This is a genomic window from Phocaeicola coprocola DSM 17136, from assembly GCF_000154845.1.
Taxonomy (GTDB): domain Bacteria; phylum Bacteroidota; class Bacteroidia; order Bacteroidales; family Bacteroidaceae; genus Phocaeicola; species Phocaeicola coprocola.
In genome coordinates this window covers 1,767-21,713 of sequence record NZ_DS981431.1, presented here as the reverse complement: position 1 = coordinate 21,713, position 19,947 = coordinate 1,767, and the positions used below count along the sequence as shown (strand labels likewise).

The following is a 19,947-nucleotide window of genomic DNA, read 5'->3' as shown; positions in this document are numbered from 1 at the left end:
ACCTCTTTTGAACTCTGTGTGATTTGATAAATGGTTATAAAAAATACTTTTTGTATTGCTATTTTAAACAATCTGTCCTAATTTTGCTGTCAAAATATTATAACTGATACATTTGTTACAACATGAAATATTCTTTTATATCGGCAGAAGAAGCTGCCGCCAGTATTCATAATGGAAACACGATAGGCATAGGAGGCTTCTCGTCTGTGGGAACACCTAAGGCTGTTCCGGCTGCTTTGGCCGTTTATGCCGAAAAACTACACAGTGAAGGTAAAGAGTTTAAAGTTGGACTTATAACCGGAGGAGCTACCGGAAGTCAAGTTGATTCTGCATTGGTACAGGCACATGCCGTAGCTTTTCGTACTCCTTTTCAGTCGAATAAAGAAATGCGTAATGCTATCAATGCAGGAGAAGTACAGTATTATGACGTGCATCTTTCGCAGATAGGTCAGGATGTACGTTACGGTTTTCTGGGAGATATAGATGTAGCTATTGTTGAGGCATCCGACATCACAGAAGAAGGAGATATTGTGCTTAGTACATCGGTCGGAATTTCTCCTACCTTGATACAGGTTGCCCATAAAGTTATTATTGAGTTAAATGAAGCCCATGCCAGCAAGTTGACCGGAATGCATGATATCTATATTCCTGATGCTCCACCATACCGAAGAGAGATTCCGATTTATCGGGTAAATGATCGCGCAGGAAGTATCAGTGTAAGGGTTAATCCGGAAAAGGTTGTAGGAGTGGTTCGCACGAATGAACGAGATCGGATAGCAGCTTTTACTCCACTGAATGATACTACTAGTCGGATTGGGCAGAATGTTGCAGATTTTCTTTTGGGAGAATATCAGCGGGGAGCCATACCACGAGAATTTCTGCCATTGCAGTCAGGGGTAGGTAATATAGCTAATGCTGTGTTAGGAGCATTGGGAGCCGATAAAAAACTCCCGGCATTTTCCATGTATACGGAAGTCATTCAAAATTCAGTTATCGATCTGATGATGCAAGAGCGCATCCGTTTTGTTGCCGGAAGTTCGTTGACATTGTCTGATGACCGTCTGGATATGCTTTACGATAATATTGACGTGATGAAAGAAAGAGTCTTGTTGCGTCCGCAGGAGATAACCAATCATCCCGAAATGATTCGTCGTTTGGGAATAATAGCGGTCAATACAGCCCTGGAAGCAGATATATTTGGCAATGTCAACAGTACACATGTCTTAGGCAGCAAGATGATGAATGGAATTGGAGGTTCGGCCGATTTTGCACGAAATGCCTATCTCTCCATATTTACTACTCCTTCTACGGCTAAAGATGGACTTATTTCATCGATTGTTCCTCATGTTTCGCATGTGGACAGTACTGAACACGATGTACGCATCTTGGTTACCGAGCAAGGCGTTGCCGATTTGCGTGGCAAGTCACCTTCACAGCGTGCACGTTGTATCATTGAAAACTGTGCTCATCCTGATTATAAAGAGCTGCTTTGGGATTATCTGAAGCTTTCGGAAGGAAAAGGATGTCATACTCCTATGTCATTGCGTAATGCACTGAAGATGCATATAGCGTTTGCTGAAACAGGAGATATGCGGAATACAAAGTTTGAAATGTAATGCTTTATAAAAAATACGGCATTTGTTCCATCAGAGGACAAATGCCGTATACTGTATTTTAGAATTCGAATTTCTCTATCTTCATTTCAGCCAGTTCTTCTATCTGTGGAACCAGTGTCATAAAGTGAGGAGTATGTTCATGAGCTGACAATGCTTCTGCATCTTTCCATGTTTCGCAAATCATCAGTACATCGTGGCGAGTTGCACTTTCGAATACATCGTAAGCAATACAGCCTTTATCTTTTTGAGATGCTGTTACAAGTTCTTTAGCAGCAACGAGTACTGCTTCACGTTTTTCTTCTTTTACTCTGATAAATACGTTTAGTCTGATCATAATATTGTATATATTTATATTGAATTATTATTTGCCTGAAACAGGCAGTTCTTTTTTTTAACAAATATAAAAGGCGAAAGATCATGATATTTGGATATCTTAACTTTTCGCCCTTTACTTACTCCTTATTTATATTGTCTGTATTACCATTCTACAAACTTACCTCTTGCTCTACGCTCTTTCAAGATAGCTGCAAGACGTTTGTTCTTTGATGACGCGATATATTTACGTCCGAAGATATTAGGAATAGCAACACCTAACGCAATACACATAATAACCAGTCCTGAGTTTACACCACTTTCGATAGCCTTCATCAGCGGGGTAACTTGATCGATTGACTGAACGTTCATATTGATTAAACCGAACAGCATGCGATACATCAATACTCCCGGAATCATAGGGATGACAGATGGGATGGTTAGCACATGGTTGGGCACATGGAACCAGTGTACGGCTTTAATTGCAATTAAGCTAACCAATACAGAACCGGCAAACGAACCGATAACCAGACCCATATCCAGACCAATGTTGTCTGTGCTTGGTCCAAGGTTTACGAAATTACGGGTACATACAGCGAGTATTCCTCCTATAGCTACTACCCATAATAACCGGCGTTGGATATTGAAGATCATAGAGAAGCCCATGGCCGAGATAGCTGCGGCAAGTGCATATTCCCAATAAGCGTGGTGAGGAACCATACTGATAGTCGGGAAGAAGTCGGCGATGCTACATAATTTTACAGCAAAGGCAATACCGAATGCCATAGCTGCCACCATTAACAAGGTATTGACAGCACGTACGATACCTACTTGTATGTAATTGTCGAGCATATCGTCTACAAAGTTAATCAATGGAACCCCCGGCACGATGAACAGTGCGCATGCCAGCAACGGATGCCACGGAGTATTAGTCCATTCGGCAGGAAGGAAGGTAGAGGCCCATGCTATCATAGTAGCAATGAATGCAGAAATGGCAATACCCATATAATGATTCAAGCCCGACTCGTTACATTTCTGTCTTACGCGCATACCGATAATAGCGGCAATAGACGCATATAAGAATGCCATCCAGTCGCAACCGAACTGAATACAGAATCCTCCACAGGCAAAACCTGCTCCGATAGCGACTTGCAGGGGAGTATAATTACGCTTCTTGGTACGTATTTTCTCTAGCTCTTCTTCATACTGGTCGAGCGTGTAGTCATTTTCTATAGCTCTCCATGAGAGTTTGCTCACTTCAGAAATAGCAGTCATGTTTACGCCATGTCCTTCGATTCGCTGGAATTTTGTAAACGAATAATCGCCGTCACTTACATTCACCATCAGCATGGTGAAACTTACGTTAATGTGCAACTTTTCTTCGGGAATACCTAAATAAGCTGCTGTACGCTTCATGTTTCTCACAATTCGATTGGTATCAGCCAAACTCTCTACCAAAAGTTTTCCTGTACGAAGCAAAAGATCAACTCGCCGGTGCAACTGCTGGTCGTGAACCTTTACAGTAGTTTCTAAATGTTCCTCTAATATCATTTTGTTTAAAGATTTTTTTCGGATGCAAAGTTAGCAAAAATATTATTCAGAGGCGAGCTTTCCCGTTCTGAAAGCATGAAAAAGATAGGAAAAACATCATGGGAATCTGAATGTTGGTGTTGATTCTTTTAGAAAAGAACGAGGAAAATATTTTGCATGTTTCTTTTTATAGGGAGATAGGAGAAGAGAAAATGGGGAATAAAAATGTGGCTTGATTGTGGATAATTTCCACAACTTATCAGAAAAATCCTCAACTTCTGTTTATATTCGTTTGTCATGATGCTCTGATTTTCAATATACAAAAATATTTTCGTACCTTTGGCACAAGTATTGCCCTTGTTCCTATGGCATCTAATAATAAAAAAATCAAAAAGAAAGTATGAAACGTTTTTTGACAAGGAAAGAATTAAAGTTAAAAAAGAAGCAGAGTATTTATGCTGCAATCGGCATCGTCATTATCATTGCACTTTATTTGTTTCTCACACGAGAAAAGCATGTTGAGCCTGAAGCTCCTATAGTTTGTGTTGCTCCTGTTCAGCAACAGGATGTAGAATTGTATGGAGAATACGTAGGCCGTATTCGTGCGCAACAATTCGTCGAGGTCCGTGCCCGTGTGGAAGGTTTCCTTGAACAGATGTTATTTGCCGAGGGTACATATGTAAAACGTAATCAGGTACTTTTTGTTATCAATCAAGACCAGTATCGTGCCAAAGCCGATAAGGTACGTGCGCAGTTGAAGAAAGATGAGGCTCAGGCCCGTAAGGCTGAACGTGACCTGGAACGTATCCGGCCATTGTATCAGCAGAATGCTGCCAGCCAGCTTGACCTTGATAATGCTGTAGCTGCATACGAAACGGCTGTGGCCAGTGTTGGTATGAGCCGTGCTGATCTGGATCAGGCAGAACTTGAATTGGGATATACGATTGTTCGTTCTCCTATTTCCGGTCAGATAAGTGAAAGACACGTCGATTTGGGAACTTTAGTAGGCGGAAGCGGTAAATCGTTGCTTGCTACTATCGTGAAAAGTGATACAGTGCTTGTCGATTTCAGTATGACGGCACTCGATTATCTGAAAAGTAAGGAGCGTAATGTTACATTGGGACAGAAAGATTCTACTCGCTCATGGCAGCCTACTGTTACTATTACTTTGCCCGACAACAGTGTATACGAACAGAAAGGTGTAGTAGATTTTGCGGAGCCTCAGGTTAATCCGAAAACCGGAACATTCTCCGTACGTGCAGAAATGGCAAATCCTGAGCATGTTCTTTTGCCGGGACAGTTTACCAAGGTAAAACTTTTGCTTGATGTACGTGAAAATGCTACCGTTGTTCCACAAAAATCATTGATTATAGAAAAGGGTGGAGCCTATGTTTTCGTAATGCGCCGTGACTCTACTGTAGAAAAGCGTTTTATCGAACTTGGACCTGAATTCCAGAATAATATGGTAGTAGAAAGAGGGCTTGCACCGGGAGAAATGATTGTAACAGAAGGTTACCACAAACTGACTCCGGGACTGAAAGTCCGTGTAGGTGAGGCTCCGAAGGCAGAGTCGGAAGAGCAGAAAGAGGATTAACCATATTAACCCATTAAACTTTACGATTCATGAAAGTGAGTTTCTTTATCGACAGACCGGTCTTTTCGGCTGTCATCTCTATATTAATAGTTATTGTGGGTATTATCGGACTGCAAATGTTGCCGATAGACCAGTACCCTCAAATCACTCCTCCGGTAGTGAAGATCAGTGCATCTTATCCGGGTGCAAGTGCCGTGACTGTATCGCAGGCTGTTGCTACACCGATAGAGCAGGAACTTAACGGTACTCCTGGTATGCTTTATATGGAGTCGAACAGCTCCAACTCAGGAGGTTTCTCGGCAACTGTAACATTCGATATTTCAGCAGATCCTGATTTGGCTGCGGTAGAAATACAGAACCGTATCAAGCTGGCGGAATCGAGTCTTCCTGCCGAAGTTGTCCAAAATGGTATTTCGGTGGAAAAACAGGCAGCCAGCCAGTTGATGACCATCTGTCTTCGTTCGGATGATCCGAAGTTTGACGAAATTTATTTGAGTAACTTTGCGACAATCAATGTGCTCGACTTGCTTCGTCGTGTGCCTGGAGTAGGACGTGTGTCAAATATCGGTAGCCGCTATTACGCGATGCAGATATGGGTAGATCCGGCCAAACTGGCTAATTTTGGACTGACTGTACAGGATGTTCAGAATGCTTTAAAAGACCAGAACCGTGAGTCGGCAGCTGGTGTGCTGGGACAGCAGCCGGTCAGCGGATTGGATATTACCATTCCTATAACGGCTCAGGGCCGTCTTTCTACGGTTAGCCAGTTCGAAGAAATCGTGCTTCGTGCCAATGCCGACGGTTCGCTTATCCGTATGCGTGATGTTGCACGCGTTTCGCTTGAAGCTTCCTCGTATACTACGGAGAGTGGTATAAACGGAGGTAATGCGGCTGTATTAGGTATTTACATGTTGCCTGGTGCAAACGCAATGGATGTAGCAGAAAAAGTAAAGGAAACGATGGAGGAAATCAGTAAGAATTTCCCCGAAGGATTGCAGTATGAGATACCGTTTGATATAACGACATATATTTCAGAATCTATTCATGAGGTATATAAAACCTTGTTCGAGGCATTGGTTCTGGTTATTATCGTGGTATTCCTTTCTCTGCAAAGCTGGCGTGCAACGGTTATCCCGATTGTGGCTGTGCCCATCTCCTTGATTGGAACATTCGGTTTTATGCTTATATTCGGCTTCTCGCTTAATATGCTTACTTTGCTGGGATTGATTCTTGCCATCGGTATTGTGGTGGACGATGCCATTGTGGTAGTAGAAAATGTTGAACGTATCATGGAAGAAGAGAAGCTCAGTCCATATGAAGCTACTAAGAAAGCTATGGACGGACTGACAGGTGCTTTGATTGCAACTTCAATGGTTCTTGCGGCAGTATTCGTTCCGGTAAGTTTCCTGTCAGGTATTACAGGTCAGCTGTATCGCCAGTTCAGTGTGACTATTGCCGTATCTGTAATCCTTTCTACAGTTGTAGCATTGACTTTGAGCCCGGTAATGTGTTCGCTCATTTTGAAGCCAACCGATCCTAATAAGCCGAAAAATCGTGTGTTTACATTCATCAATAAATGGCTTGCTATTGGAAATACTAAATATGTAGCAGGTATAAAGCGAGTTGTTAAACATCCGCGTCGGGTGATAGTCGGTTTCGGTATCGTAATTATATGTATATTTATGTTCCACCGTCTGGTTCCTACCAGCTTCCTTCCTACTGAAGATCAGGGATTCTTTACTGTAGAGCTTGAACTTCCGGAAGGTACTACACTGGAAAGAACCCGTGAGGTAACCGACAGAGCTGTAGCTTTCCTGATGAAAGATCCGTCTGTAGAATATGTTCAGAACGTTACCGGTAGTAGTCCGCGTGTAGGAACCAGTCAGGCCCGCAGTCAGCTTACCGTGATACTGAAAGAATGGAAACAGCGAGATGATACAACTATCGGACAAATCATGCAGGATGTTCAGGATGAACTGAAGCAGTATCCTGAGTGCAAGGTCTATTTGTCTACTCCTCCTGTTATTCCGGGGTTGGGTACTTCAGGTGGTTTCGAAATGCAGCTTGAGGCTCGTGGAGATGCAACTTATGATGATCTGGTTCGTGCTACCGATACATTGATGTATTATGCTTCGCAACGTAAGGAGTTTGCAGGACTTTCTACTTCGTTGCAGGCTGAAATACCTCAGTTGTATTTCGATGTTGACCGTGATAAAGTCAAATTGTCGGGAGTGCCGATGGCAGATGTCTTCTCTACCATGAAAGCTTATACAGGTTCGGTATATGTGAACGACTTTAATATGTTCAACCGTATTTATCGTGTATATATTCAGGCTGAGGCCCCTTATCGTGAGCACCGTGACAATATCGGCTTGTATTTCGTGAGAGGAAGTGACGGCGATATGATTCCGCTGACTTCACTGGGTACAACCGATTATACGACTGGTCCGGGTAGTATTAAGCGATTCAATATGTTTAATACTTCCATTATTCGCGGTACGGCAGCCAATGGCGCCAGCTCCGGACAGGTAATGGAGATTCTGGAACAGATTGCACGCGAAAAACTTCCAAGTAACATTGGTGTTGAGTGGAGTGGACTTTCTTATCAGGAAAAGCAGGCGGGAGGTCAGACCGGAGCCATTATCGCATTGGTATTCTTGTTCGTATTTTTGTTCCTTGCTGCACTGTATGAAAGTTGGAGTATTCCTATTGCCGTGCTTATTTCACTTCCGGTAGCTGTGCTTGGAGCGTACGCCGGCGTAGCTTTATGTGGATTGGAAAATGATACCTATTTCCAGATTGGTTTGGTTATGTTGATTGGTCTGGCAGCCAAGAATGCCATTTTGATTGTTGAGTTTGCCAAAGAGGAAGTAGATAATGGAAAAGATCTGGTGGAAGCAGCTTTGCATGCAGCTCATCTTCGTTTCCGTCCTATCCTGATGACATCACTGGCTTTCATTCTGGGTATGGTTCCTATGGTTATTGCAACCGGACCGGGTTCGGCCAGCCGTCAAGCTATCGGAACGGGTGTATTCTTTGGTATGATTGTCGCCGTGACGGTAGGTATCTTGCTTGTGCCTTTCTTCTTTGTGATGATTTATAAGGCGAAAAACAAGCTGAAAACAAAAAAAGCTAATTAACAAAACCTGAAACGTATGAAACGAACGAAATATACTTATCGCTTTTTATACATGCTGACAACTCTGTTGTTTTTGGGCAGTTGTCAGTTGGGCAAACATTATACTCGTCCGAAACTGGACTTGCCCGAAACGCTCGACAGCATGAGTGTAGACACTGTTTCCATCGGAGATTATCCGTGGGAACAGCTCTACACCGATACGACCTTGCAAGGATTGATACGTAAGACCTTGTCGTATAATAAAGATATGCTGATAGCCGCAGCGCGTGTTAAGGAGTTGGCTGCAATGAAACGCATTGATTATGCAAATATGTTCCCGGCAGTCGGTGCAAAGGTGTATGCTGAGAAGGAAGCAGAAAATTATGGAGGCAATCATTATAAATCCGGTTATGAGATTGATGCCAAGGCTTCTGTTTCGTGGGAGCTTGATTTATGGGGCAATCTTCGTTGGGCACGCGATAAGAGTCTTGCCGAATTTGTGGGATCTGTCGAAAATCAGCGTGCGCTTCGTATGAGTCTGGTTGCACAGGTTGCTCAGGCTTACTTTGAGCTGGTTGCGTTGGATAATGAATTGTCTATCGTGCAAAAGACAGTAGATGCTCGTCGGGAAAGTTTGCATTTGGCGCGCGTGCGTTACGAAGGTGGACTGACTTCTGAAACTGCTTTTCGTCAGGCACAGGTGGAGTTGGCACGAACAGCAACATTGGTTCCTGATTTGGAGCGTAAGATTTCTCTGAAAGAAAATGAAATTGCATTTTTGAGTGGCGAATATCCACATCATATCAAACGTTCGGTGTTGCCCGAAGATGTTATGCTTTCTGCCAGTTTACCTGTAGGTTTGCCTTCAGCACTGCTGGAGCGCCGGCCGGATATCCGTCAGGCAGAGCAGGCTGTCATTGCTGCAAATGCTGCGGTAGGAGTGGCTTTTACCAATTTGTTCCCTCGCATAACATTGACTGCTATTTATGGCAGCGAGAGTGCTGCATTGAGTGATGTACTGAAATCGCCTTACCATTTGTTGAGTGCTAACATTCTGCAACCGATTTTTGCTATGGGAAAGAATCGTGCGATGCTGAAAGCAAAGAAGGCAGCTTGCGAACAAGCAGCTTATGCATACGAAAAAGCTGTACTGAATGCCTTTAAAGATGCTTATAATGCCATAGCCGAATTTAATAAGATAAAGGAAATCTATGAAACTCGTCTGCGTCTTGAACAGGCATCGAAAAGTACTCTTGACCTTGCACAGCTTCAATATCTGAACGGAGTTATCGGTTATATGGATTTGCTGGATGCACAACGTGGATATCTGGACGCTCAGATAGGTTTGAGTAATGCCGTACGCGACAAGCAGATTAGTATGGTAAATCTTTATAAAGCACTTGGAGGAGGCTGGCAAGAATAACCTGTATGACCTGTTTTTTACAGTTGGGAGATAAGTTTTTAAAAAAGATGTAGATTATTTTAAGAAACATATTCGAAATATGCCAATAAATCTTTATCTTTGCATCCCGAATTGTGATGTACCCTAATGTGTAGTTTAGTGAAACAGGTAAAGAAAAAAGGTTTTACTCCGGATTCGAGATTGCAGAATTTGATTCAGGCAGTGGTGGAAAACAGAGGTCTTTTCGGGATTTTGTTTTCCTCGAAGCTTTCCTTTTTTCTGAATAATGCTACATTAGGCATTACTCATTCTGATTTTTTCTTTTGTAAGATTTTAAGCAAATGCGTTAATAATAAAAATACCTGGAATTACTTTTCAGTAAGTTCAGGTATTTTTGTATATATAGAGTAGCCAACTAAACGATACGAAATAATATGGAACCGCTAAAGCATGAATGTGGAGTAGCGATGATTCGCTTGCTGAAACCACTAGAGTATTATCAGGAAAAGTATGGCACGTGGATGTACGGGCTTAATAAGTTGTATTTGCTGATGGAAAAACAGCATAATCGCGGTCAGGAAGCTGCGGGGCTTGCGTGTGTAAAACTTCAGGCTGATCCGGGAGAGGAATATATGTTCCGCGAAAGAGGATTGGGAGCTGGAGCCATTACTGAAATATTCGGAACGGTACACAGCTATTTCAAAGATCTTACAGCCGAACAGCTTCATGATGCTGAATATGCGAAAAAGTGCTTGCCCTTTGCCGGAGAGCTCTATATGGGACACTTACGTTATTCTACAACAGGAAAGAGTGGTATTTCGTATGTACATCCTTTTCTGCGTCGCAATAACTGGCGTGCCAAGAATCTTGCTTTGTGCGGAAACTTCAATCTGACAAATGTGGATGAAATATTCGCTGACATTACTGCCTTCGGACAGCATCCTCGTAAATATGCCGATACATATATCATGTTGGAACAGGTGGGACATCGCCTGGACCGTGAAGTGGAGCGTCTTTACAATGAGTGTAAGGCTGAAGGGCTGGAGGGTATGGATATTACACATGCTATTGAAGACCGTATTGATTTGACTAACGTATTGAAGACATCCAGTCCGAAGTGGGATGGAGGTTATGTGATATGTGGGCTGACTGGTAGCGGTGAAAGTTTTGCTGTACGTGATCCATGGGGCATCCGTCCGGGATTCTGGTATATGGATGAAGAAATCATGGTGCTGGCATCCGAACGTCCGGTTATACAGACAGCATTGAATGTGCCGGCTGACAGTATTCATGAGTTACTGCCCGGACAAGCTATTCTGGTAGACAAAAAGGGAGAAATGCGTCTGGCTCAAATCAATGAGCCGAAAGAAAAGAAGGCTTGTTCGTTCGAACGGATTTATTTCAGTCGAGGAAGTGATATCGATATTTACCGCGAACGTAAACTGTTGGGTAAGAAACTGGTTAATCCGATACTGAAGGCAATAGACTACGATGTAGTACATACCGTATTCTCTTTTATACCGAATACAGCAGAAGTTGCCTTTTATGGAATGCTGGAAGGTTTCGATAACTATCTGAATGAACTGAAAGTGCAGCGTATTGAGGCCCTGGGACACAAGCCGAGTCATACAGAATTGGAGCAGATTCTGTCACAGCGTATACGTAGTGAGAAAGTTGCAATCAAGGATATCAAATTGCGTACTTTCATTGCTGAAGGAAATACACGTAATGACCTTGCTACACATGTGTACGATATAACTTATGGCAGCTTGATTCCTTATGAAGACAATCTGGTTATTATAGACGACAGTATCGTACGTGGTACTACCTTGAAGCAGAGTATTATCAGCATACTCGACCGTCTTCATCCGAAGAAAATTGTGATTGTATCTTCTTCTCCACAGGTGCGCTATCCTGATTATTACGGTATTGATATGGCAAGTATGGAACAGTTTATTGCTTTCAAGGCCGCGATAGCATTGCTTGAAGAGAGAGGAATGCAGCATGTGATAGAAGAAGCATACCGTAAGTCGAAAGCACAGCTTGGACTTCCGAAGGAAGAGATGGTGAATTACGTGAAAGAAATTTATGCTCCATTCACCGACGAAGAAATTTCTGCCAAGATGGTACAATTGCTGACTCCGGCTGGCACACAGGCAAAGGTTGAAATCGTATATCAGACACTTGATGGATTGCACGAGGCATGTCCGGCACATTTAGGTGACTGGTACTTCAGCGGTGATTATCCGACATCGGGTGGAGTGAAACTCGTCAATCAGGCATTTATCAATTACGTAGAAGAGATTTATCAGTTCTGAAACGTTACAGAACGAAGTCGCTAGCTGTTTTGGTGCCTTTATATAAAGAAGAAAAACAATATTAAAGAAAACGATATAGATAGAAAATGAGAAATGTTACATTAATCCTCGACGACGGGAGCCGCTTTCATGGCAAGTCGTTCGGTTATGAGAAGCCGGTAGCCGGTGAAGTTGTGTTCAACACCGCAATGACCGGTTATCCGGAAAGCTTGACCGATCCTTCGTATGCAGGTCAGTTAATGACGCTGACTTATCCGCTGGTGGGCAATTATGGAGTTCCTCCTTTCACAATCGAAGCAAACGGTCTGCCTACTTTTATGGAGAGTGAAAAGATTCATGCCGAAGCGATTATTGTAAGCGACTACAGTGAAAAGTATTCTCACTGGAATGCGGTAGAGAGCTTGGGTGACTGGTTAAAGCGTGAACAGATTCCTGGTATTACAGGTATTGATACACGTGAGCTGACCAAGGTATTGCGTGAACATGGTGTGATGATGGGAAAAATCGTTTTCGATGATGAACCAGACAATGTTCCTGAAGCAACTTATGCGGGAGTAAATTACGTAGATAAGGTGTCATGCAAGGAAGTAATCCGTTACAACGAAGGTGAAGGCAAGAAGAAAGTCGTTCTTGTGGACTGTGGCGTGAAATCGAATATCATCCGCTGTTTGCTGAAACGTGATGTAGAGATTATCCGTGTACCTTGGAACTACGATTTCAATTCGCTTGAGTTCGACGGGCTGTTCATTTCAAATGGACCGGGTGACCCTGATACTTGTGATGCTGCTGTACAGAACATTCGTAAAGCTATGCAAAATGAAAAGCTGCCTATTTTCGGAATCTGTATGGGTAACCAGTTGCTTTCGAAAGCAGGAGGAGCAAAAATTTACAAATTGAAATACGGTCACCGCAGCCATAACCAGCCGGTTCGCATGGTAGGAACAGAAAAGTGTTTCATTACTTCACAGAACCATGGTTATGCCGTAGACAATAATACATTAGGAGCCGATTGGGAACCTTTGTTTATCAATATGAATGATGGTTCTAACGAAGGAATCCGCCACAAGAAGAACCCTTGGTTCTCTGCACAGTTCCACCCGGAAGCTGCCAGCGGTCCTACCGATACAGAGTTCCTGTTCGACGAGTTTGTAAAGTTGCTGTAATCCATTAAAAACAAAAGAAAACAATGAAAGAAAATATAAAGAAAGTATTATTGTTAGGTTCCGGAGCTTTGAAAATCGGTGAAGCTGGTGAGTTCGACTATTCAGGTTCGCAGGCACTTAAGGCGTTGAAGGAAGAAGGTATTGAAACTATCCTGATAAATCCGAACATTGCTACCGTACAAACTTCGGAAGGCGTGGCAGACAAAATCTATTTCTTGCCTGTTACTCCGTATTTCGTAGAGAAAGTTATTGCCAAAGAACGTCCTGATGGCGTATTATTGTCATTCGGTGGCCAGACAGCCTTGAATTGCGGTGTTGCTCTTTACAAGGCAGGAATATTCGAGAAATACAATGCACGTGTACTCGGTACTCCGGTACAGGCTATCATGGATACAGAAGACCGTGAACTGTTCGTTCAGAAGTTGGATGAAATCAATGTAAAGACCATCAAGAGTGAAGCTGTTGAAAACATCGAAGACGCTCGCCGTGCTGCCAAAGAACTGGGTTATCCGGTTATCATCCGTGCGGCATATGCACTGGGAGGTCTGGGATCTGGTTTCTGCGATAACGAAGAAGAACTGAACGTACTGGCTGAAAAAGCATTCTCTTTCTCTCCGCAGGTTTTGGTAGAAAAGAGCTTGAAAGGCTGGAAGGAAGTAGAATACGAAGTAGTACGCGACCGTTTCGACAACTGTATTACAGTATGTAACATGGAAAACTTCGACCCGCTGGGTATTCATACCGGTGAGTCTATCGTAATAGCTCCTTCACAGACACTGACAAACAGTGAATATCACAAACTTCGTGAACTTGCAATCCGTATTATCCGTCACATCGGTATCGTAGGAGAATGTAACGTTCAGTATGCGTTCGACCCCGAATCGGAAGACTATCGTGTAATCGAAGTAAACGCTCGTCTGAGCCGTTCTTCAGCTTTGGCTTCTAAAGCAACCGGTTATCCGTTGGCTTTCGTTGCTGCCAAGTTGGGTCTGGGTTACGGTTTGTTCGATTTGAAGAACTCGGTTACTAAAACAACTTCTGCATTCTTCGAGCCGGCACTGGACTATGTAGTATGTAAAATCCCTCGCTGGGACTTAGGTAAGTTCCACGGAGTAGACCGTGAGCTGGGCTCAAGCATGAAGTCTGTCGGCGAAGTGATGGCTATCGGCCGTACATTCGAAGAAGCCATCCAGAAAGGTCTTCGTATGATTGGTCAGGGCATGCACGGTTTCGTGGAAAACAAGGAGCTGGTTATCGAAGACATCGACAAAGCACTGCGCGAACCGACTGACAAACGTATCTTCGTCATCTCAAAGGCTATGCGTGCAGGCTACACAGTAGACCAGATTCATGACCTCACCAAGATTGACAAGTGGTTCCTCGACAAGCTGATGAACATCATGCAGACTTCGAAGGAACTTCACGAATGGGGCAACAACCACAAGCTGCTGTCACAGCTTCCAAACGATTTGCTGTACAAGGCAAAACGTCAGGGATTCTCCGATTTCCAGGTTGCACGTGCTATCGGTTACGAAGGAGAAATGGAAGATGCTATCATCGATGTTCGTAATCACCGTAAGAGTGTAGGCATCGTGCCGGTAGTAAAACAGATTGACACGCTGGCAGCCGAATATCCGGCACAGACCAACTACCTGTACCTGACTTACAGCGGCGTGGCCAACGATGTACACTATTTGGGCGACCATAAGAGTATCGTTGTTCTTGGTTCGGGTGCTTACCGTATCGGATCGTCAGTAGAATTTGACTGGTGCGGTGTTCAGGCGCTGAATACTATCCGCAAAGAAGGATACCGTTCGGTTATGATCAACTATAACCCTGAAACAGTATCTACCGATTACGATATGTGCGACCGTCTGTACTTCGACGAACTGACATTCGAACGTGTAATGGATATCCTCGATTTGGAAAATCCTCATGGCGTTATCGTGTCAACCGGAGGACAGATTCCAAACAACCTGGCACTTCGTCTGGATGCTCAGAAAGTAAATATCCTGGGAACTTCTGCCAAGAGCATCGACAATGCTGAAGACCGCGACAAGTTCTCGGCTATGCTCGACCGCATCGGTGTAGACCAGCCTGAATGGAGCGCTCTGACTTCAATGGAAGATATCAACGCCTTTATACAGAAAGTTGGATTCCCTGTATTGGTTCGTCCGTCGTACGTGCTTTCAGGAGCAGCCATGAACGTATGTTCTAATCAGGAAGAGCTGGAACGCTTCTTGCAGCTGGCAGCCAATGTATCGAAGAAACATCCGGTTGTTGTAAGCCAGTTCATCGAACATGCCAAAGAAGTAGAAATGGACGCTGTAGCACAAAACGGAGAAATCGTAGCATATGCTATCAGCGAACACATTGAGTTTGCCGGAGTTCACTCAGGAGATGCAACTATCCAGTTCCCGCCACAGAAACTGTATGTAGAAACAGTTCGCCGTATCAAGCGCATTTCTCGTCAGATTGCTAAAGAACTGAATATCTCTGGTCCGTTCAACATTCAGTTCCTTGCCCGTGAAAACGATATCAAGGTAATCGAATGTAACCTGCGTGCCAGCCGTTCGTTCCCGTTTGTGAGCAAGGTATTGAAGATAAACTTCATTGAACTTGCAACAAAGGTTATGCTTGGCTTGCCGGTAGAAAAACCAGAAAAGAACTTGTTCGAACTCGATTACGTTGGAATCAAGGCAAGTCAGTTCTCATTCAACCGTTTGCAGAAAGCAGACCCTGTATTGGGAGTCGACATGGCTTCAACCGGAGAAGTAGGATGTATCGGTGAAGATACTTCGTGTGCTGTACTGAAATCAATGCTTTCAGTAGGTTATCGCATTCCGGAAAAGAATATCCTGATGTCAACCGGTACACCAAAGCAGAAAGTAGAAATGCTGAAAGCTGCTCAGGAGCTGAAGGCAAAAGGTTACAATATCTTTGCAACAGGCGGAACATCAAAATTCCTTGCCGAAAACGGAATAGAGAATACCCGCGTATACTGGCCGAGCGAAGAAGGACATCCGCAGGCATTGGAAATGCTGCATAAGAAAGAGATCGACATGGTAGTAAATATCCCGCGTGACCTTTCTGCCGGAGAACTCGATAACGGTTATAAGATTCGCCGTGCAGCAGTCGACCTGAATATTCCTCTGGTAACAAATGCACGTCTGGCAAGTGCCTTTATCCATGCATTCTGCACGATGACTATCGACGATATCGCTATCAAGAGCTGGGACGAATATAAATAATCCTGCCTCTTGATAAAATAAATATTACTTAAGCGCCGCTTCGGAAAGGGAAAGTTTCCGGGTGGCGCTTTTTCTTTAAAAAGGCTGTTTCCTCGTGGCAGGATTCAGCCTTTTGTTGTTCCTTTACGCATTTTTTAATGATATCTATGTAAGTATATTCCCGAACGAGCGACTAAATAAAGTAAAAAACATGTAGAAACCAGATGCTGTATGAATAAAACCCTGCAACAAGAAAAAGACTTTCTCCTGCTGATTGAGTCGCACAAACGAGTCATTTATAAAGTCTGTTACATGTATGCAACCGATGATGAACTGTTGAACGACTTGTATCAGGAAATAGTAATGAACCTTTGGCGCGCCTATCCCAGTTTTCGTGGCGAAAGCTCTCCAGCCACGTGGATATACCGCATCAGCCTGAACACATGCATTTCGTACCGGCGGAAATCAAAACATCAGATTCAGGCTGTAACCTTACCGGTCAATTTCGAAGCTTTTGCCGAAGACGACGGAAACAAATCGTCGCAATTGCGTGAGCTTTACCGGCTGATACACGCACTCAATCCGCTGGAACGGGCACTTATCCTGCTTTGGCTGGAAGAAAGAAGTTACGATGAAATAGCCCGGATAGTGGGAATATCGAAAAACAATGTCGGTGTCCGTCTGAATCGTATCCGTGAAAAACTGAAAAATATGTCGAACCAATAAATGTCTGCTTTATGGAACTTGAAGAACTGAAAAATCAATGGAACTTGCTTAGTGAACAACTGAAGAAGAATGAAATCATCAATCATGAAGCGATAAAAAGAATGATAGAAAAACGTACCCTGAGCGCTCGCGACCGTCTGATAGGGACCAATGTTATTGCCGTTTTTGTACTTACAGGCATGCTGCTTCTGTTTCCGCTAGCAGCTACCCGAGTAATTATCAGACAAGAACTTCTCTGGATGTTCTACATCGTGTTTCCACTCCTCATTCTATATTCACTATGGAACATACATGTATTGTATAAATTCAATCTGGCTACCCGTACCTTACTCGAACTCCACCGTTGGGTATTATCCTATAAGCGCAGGCTTCGCATAGAAATCTGGTGTACTCCTTTCCTTACACTGGGACTTTTTATCTCTGTTTTCCTTATTCATCACCACTACCGCAATCTGCTTATGGTTGTTTTCGATATCCTGATGCTGTCTGTGGGGATGATGGCAGGATATATATGTTATCGCTATGTAGATAAACGTTCGGTAGATGAAATAGAGCAAGGAATGAAAGACTTGCAGGACCTGGAGTAGGTTAAATACATCAGAAAAACAGGATAGTTGGCAGTGTTGTCGGATTGCCGGGCAACATTGCCAAAACCATTGCTGAAGTTTTATGAAAAACATGCTGAATTTTTGCTAGAACTTTGTACAAACTTTTTGGAAGTTTGTACGAAAGATAAAATAATTTGTACAAATAAATGACATAATTTGTACATCTTTTCCGAAACATATGCTGAAGACTTTGGGAAATGATAGACGGAGAAAAATGATTTACAGAAATAATATTTTATTTTTGTGAAAAATAAAATAGATAATCATCTCAAAGCAACAAAAAGCATTATCTCCAGAACAATATATCCGCCAGCGAGCACGTAAGTTGCCCATTGGTGATTGTTATCTCACAGAAGGATGGGAAGACTGTGGAGAATTGATGGTATGGGTAACCCGGTGTCACCCGCAGCAAACCTATACAGTAGGAATTTATCTCATTGATACATTCTGCTGTGGAGTAAAAGATAGTCACTGGTATTTCAGCCTCGATCACACCCTCTAGAAAATAATAATGTAGAAGATGCAAATACTGTCCATAATATACATTTTCGTAGTTGTAGACAGTAGAGTCATACACCATATCCTATTATGACGAAATGGTTTCTCAATCGTTTGATATGCTAAGAAGACATTTGAAAAGAATATTTTGAGAGGGTATATATTGTCAGTTGTTTACGACAAGACTCAGACCAATGCCTCTTTTGGTAACTATATCTATCTGCGGGTCATTGGCAAACAACTTCCTCAGTTTGGTGATGAATACATCAAGGCTGCGTGAAGCAAAATAATCGTCATCGGTATTCCAGAAACGGTTGAGAATGGTTTCCCTGTTTACAACCTCACCTTTATTCTGCGCGAGAAGTTGAAGCAACTGGGCTTCCCTTACCGTAAGGGTGGTTTTATTGCCAGACTCGTTGTTAAGCAGAAATGCCTGTTTCGCATCAAGAACATACTTTCCAAAACGGCATATCCCGCTTTCATCACGGGACTTGGTACCTTCCTTCATCTTCAGAATGGCATGAAGGTGAGCATCCAGTTCATCAGGAATAAACGGCTTCTTTACATAGTTATTGACTCCGATATCATAGCCCTTTCTCACATCCTTGGGAGAGGTAAGAGCCGATGCGAACAGAATAGGAGTATCACCATCTGTTTCCCTTATAAGGCGTACCATCTCAAAACCGTCCATTACCGGCATATCAATATCTGAGATAATGATATCTGGATGGTGTTCCCTCCAGGCCTCAAGCCCTTCCTTACCGTTAAACGCAGTAATTACTTCGTAGCCACCAATAATCTCCTGTAGTCCGCTGTGGACTATATATGAAAGGTTAGTATCATCTTCAACCAGTAATAGTTTGATCATATCTTCAATTTTTATATTACACAATACTGGGTCAGTAGAAATTTAGTGGGGATACGCATATAGCTTCGCAATGCGGAATAAAAAGAACTTCTTATCAGCTACTCCTCTTAGATTTGCTCTGAACAGTTTAATTTTTGCATTGAACGATTCTGCCATCGCATTTGAAGAACGATGGTTGTAGAAATTCAGTATTTCATCATAGTGCTCATAGAAAGTAGCAGCAATGACATTAAAAGAATGCATCCCTGCTTCTTCTACTTTATTATACCATCGTGCCATAGCCAGACGTGCAGCGTCCTTTATGGTGTTCTTAGAGAAAATCATCCGCAGGGAATGGCACAAACCGTATGCCTTTTTGATGTCAGGGTATTCCTCAATAGGATTGCTGCCCTTTGCTTCTGTTTTTCTGTCCATTTATCAGCTGACTTGAAAAGCAGATACCGGGAGCGTATAAGTAATTCCCTACGGGTATCGCCATTGGAATATCGGTATGGGACATAATCTTTCGTTCTTCCGCTTAGCTTCTTCCATTTCCTCATTGGCCTGCTGTATGGCATCCCAACGGTGTTTGATGCGTAATTCCTGCACTGCATCACAAGCTAATCTCTGAATGTGAAAACGGTCTATCACACGGTTGGCTTCAGGAATTCCGTCCGCTACAAATCTTGGCGCATGGAGTCTGAAAAGGTCAGTGTCCCTTTCTTTACGGCCTATCGGCTTTTCCTCGCAATTCGTCGCAACACAGCTAATACATCATCTGATTAAGTCTCTGCCACGACAGCTACCAGCAAGTACTCTCTCCGTACATGCATTTACGGTTTGCTACTAAGGTAGTAAGTTACCTATGTCGATGAGTGCCTACTCTATCGCCAGATACGGTTCCATATTTCCGGAACAGTATCCCATTTACCTCGTACGGCACAAATCTGTTCCAATTACGATATACGCTAGTAAATACCCTCCC

13 protein-coding genes and 1 pseudogene are annotated in these 19,947 nt (G+C 43.1%); 10 read left to right on the top strand and 4 right to left on the bottom strand.

The genetic code is table 11. The features are described 5' to 3' along the window. Window positions 1–122: 122 nt before the first annotated feature. Window positions 123–1,616 (top strand): succinate CoA transferase, encoded by a 1,494-nt coding sequence (locus tag BACCOP_RS01020; RefSeq protein ID WP_007565217.1) that lies wholly within the window; start codon window positions 123–125, stop codon window positions 1,614–1,616. Window positions 1,617–1,674: 58 nt separating this feature from the next. Here the strand turns inward: BACCOP_RS01020 and BACCOP_RS01015 are convergent, their stop codons facing one another. Both BACCOP_RS01015 and BACCOP_RS01010 read right to left on the bottom strand, forming a co-directional pair. Next, window positions 1,675–1,950, bottom strand: a complete 276-nt coding sequence (locus BACCOP_RS01015; protein ID WP_007565215.1) for a putative quinol monooxygenase — start codon at window positions 1,948–1,950, stop codon at window positions 1,675–1,677. Between the two features lie 143 nt (window positions 1,951–2,093). Further along, on the bottom strand, window positions 2,094–3,479 hold the full coding sequence (locus BACCOP_RS01010; RefSeq protein ID WP_007565214.1) for a threonine/serine exporter family protein: 1,386 nt from the start codon (window positions 3,477–3,479) through the stop codon (window positions 2,094–2,096). A 379-nt stretch (window positions 3,480–3,858) separates the two neighbouring features. On the opposite strand from BACCOP_RS01010, the gene BACCOP_RS01005 reads away from it, so the two are divergent. The 9 genes from BACCOP_RS01005 to BACCOP_RS20755 all read left to right on the top strand — a co-directional run bounded on the left by BACCOP_RS01005 (window position 3,859) and on the right by BACCOP_RS20755 (window position 18,119). Beyond that, window positions 3,859–5,052: an efflux RND transporter periplasmic adaptor subunit gene (locus BACCOP_RS01005; RefSeq protein ID WP_007565210.1), complete on the top strand. Its 1,194-nt coding sequence runs from the start codon at window positions 3,859–3,861 to the stop codon at window positions 5,050–5,052. A gap of 29 nt (window positions 5,053–5,081) precedes the next feature. Next, complete coding sequence (locus BACCOP_RS01000) at window positions 5,082–8,192, top strand: efflux RND transporter permease subunit (protein ID WP_007565208.1); 3,111 nt, start codon at window positions 5,082–5,084, stop codon at window positions 8,190–8,192. Between the two features lie 15 nt (window positions 8,193–8,207). After that, complete coding sequence (locus tag BACCOP_RS00995; RefSeq protein WP_040311690.1) at window positions 8,208–9,593, top strand: efflux transporter outer membrane subunit; 1,386 nt, start codon at window positions 8,208–8,210, stop codon at window positions 9,591–9,593. Between the two features lie 413 nt (window positions 9,594–10,006). Further along, entirely contained in the window at window positions 10,007–11,890 is a 1,884-nt protein-coding gene (locus BACCOP_RS00985; protein WP_007565203.1) for an amidophosphoribosyltransferase, read from the top strand. A gap of 86 nt (window positions 11,891–11,976) precedes the next feature. Beyond that, window positions 11,977–13,053, top strand: coding sequence for a glutamine-hydrolyzing carbamoyl-phosphate synthase small subunit (gene carA / locus BACCOP_RS00980; RefSeq protein ID WP_007565201.1), 1,077 nt, complete (start codon window positions 11,977–11,979; stop codon window positions 13,051–13,053). Between the two features lie 23 nt (window positions 13,054–13,076). Then, window positions 13,077–16,304 (top strand): carbamoyl-phosphate synthase (glutamine-hydrolyzing) large subunit, encoded by a 3,228-nt coding sequence (gene carB, locus BACCOP_RS00975; protein ID WP_007565199.1) that lies wholly within the window; start codon window positions 13,077–13,079, stop codon window positions 16,302–16,304. Between the two features lie 210 nt (window positions 16,305–16,514). After that, window positions 16,515–17,009 (top strand): RNA polymerase sigma factor, encoded by a 495-nt coding sequence (locus tag BACCOP_RS00970; protein ID WP_007565197.1) that lies wholly within the window; start codon window positions 16,515–16,517, stop codon window positions 17,007–17,009. An 11-nt stretch (window positions 17,010–17,020) separates the two neighbouring features. After that, window positions 17,021–17,596, top strand: a complete 576-nt coding sequence (locus BACCOP_RS00965; protein ID WP_007565196.1) for a hypothetical protein — start codon at window positions 17,021–17,023, stop codon at window positions 17,594–17,596. Between the two features lie 346 nt (window positions 17,597–17,942). Then, window positions 17,943–18,119 carry a hypothetical protein gene (locus BACCOP_RS20755; RefSeq protein ID WP_157034734.1) on the top strand — a complete coding sequence of 59 codons (177 nt, stop codon included), beginning with the start codon at window positions 17,943–17,945 and terminating at the stop codon, window positions 18,117–18,119. A 162-nt stretch (window positions 18,120–18,281) separates the two neighbouring features. On the opposite strand, the gene BACCOP_RS00960 is transcribed toward BACCOP_RS20755, so the two are convergent. Next, a complete protein-coding gene (locus BACCOP_RS00960) occupies window positions 18,282–18,983 on the bottom strand; it encodes a response regulator transcription factor (protein ID WP_007565190.1) in 702 nt (233 codons plus the stop codon). A gap of 42 nt (window positions 18,984–19,025) precedes the next feature. Further along, window positions 19,026–19,613 (bottom strand): annotated as a pseudogene (locus tag BACCOP_RS00955) (ISL3 family transposase). Between the last annotated feature and the right edge of the window lie 334 nt (window positions 19,614–19,947).

What these genes read in the sequence shown, in the direction of transcription:
- BACCOP_RS01020 (WP_007565217.1), top strand. Translation starts at nt 123, where the DNA reads ATGAAATATTCTTTTATATCGGCAGAAGAAGCTGCCGCCAGTATTCAT.
- BACCOP_RS01015 (WP_007565215.1), bottom strand. Translation starts at nt 1,950, where the DNA reads ATGATCAGACTAAACGTATTTATCAGAGTAAAAGAAGAAAAACGTGAA.
- BACCOP_RS01010 (WP_007565214.1), bottom strand. Translation starts at nt 3,479, where the DNA reads ATGATATTAGAGGAACATTTAGAAACTACTGTAAAGGTTCACGACCAG.
- BACCOP_RS01005 (WP_007565210.1), top strand. Translation starts at nt 3,859, where the DNA reads ATGAAACGTTTTTTGACAAGGAAAGAATTAAAGTTAAAAAAGAAGCAG.
- BACCOP_RS01000 (WP_007565208.1), top strand. Translation starts at nt 5,082, where the DNA reads ATGAAAGTGAGTTTCTTTATCGACAGACCGGTCTTTTCGGCTGTCATC.
- BACCOP_RS00995 (WP_040311690.1), top strand. Translation starts at nt 8,208, where the DNA reads ATGAAACGAACGAAATATACTTATCGCTTTTTATACATGCTGACAACT.
- BACCOP_RS00985 (WP_007565203.1), top strand. Translation starts at nt 10,007, where the DNA reads ATGGAACCGCTAAAGCATGAATGTGGAGTAGCGATGATTCGCTTGCTG.
- carA (WP_007565201.1), top strand. Translation starts at nt 11,977, where the DNA reads ATGAGAAATGTTACATTAATCCTCGACGACGGGAGCCGCTTTCATGGC.
- carB (WP_007565199.1), top strand. Translation starts at nt 13,077, where the DNA reads ATGAAAGAAAATATAAAGAAAGTATTATTGTTAGGTTCCGGAGCTTTG.
- BACCOP_RS00970 (WP_007565197.1), top strand. Translation starts at nt 16,515, where the DNA reads ATGAATAAAACCCTGCAACAAGAAAAAGACTTTCTCCTGCTGATTGAG.
- BACCOP_RS00965 (WP_007565196.1), top strand. Translation starts at nt 17,021, where the DNA reads ATGGAACTTGAAGAACTGAAAAATCAATGGAACTTGCTTAGTGAACAA.
- BACCOP_RS00960 (WP_007565190.1), bottom strand. Translation starts at nt 18,983, where the DNA reads ATGATCAAACTATTACTGGTTGAAGATGATACTAACCTTTCATATATA.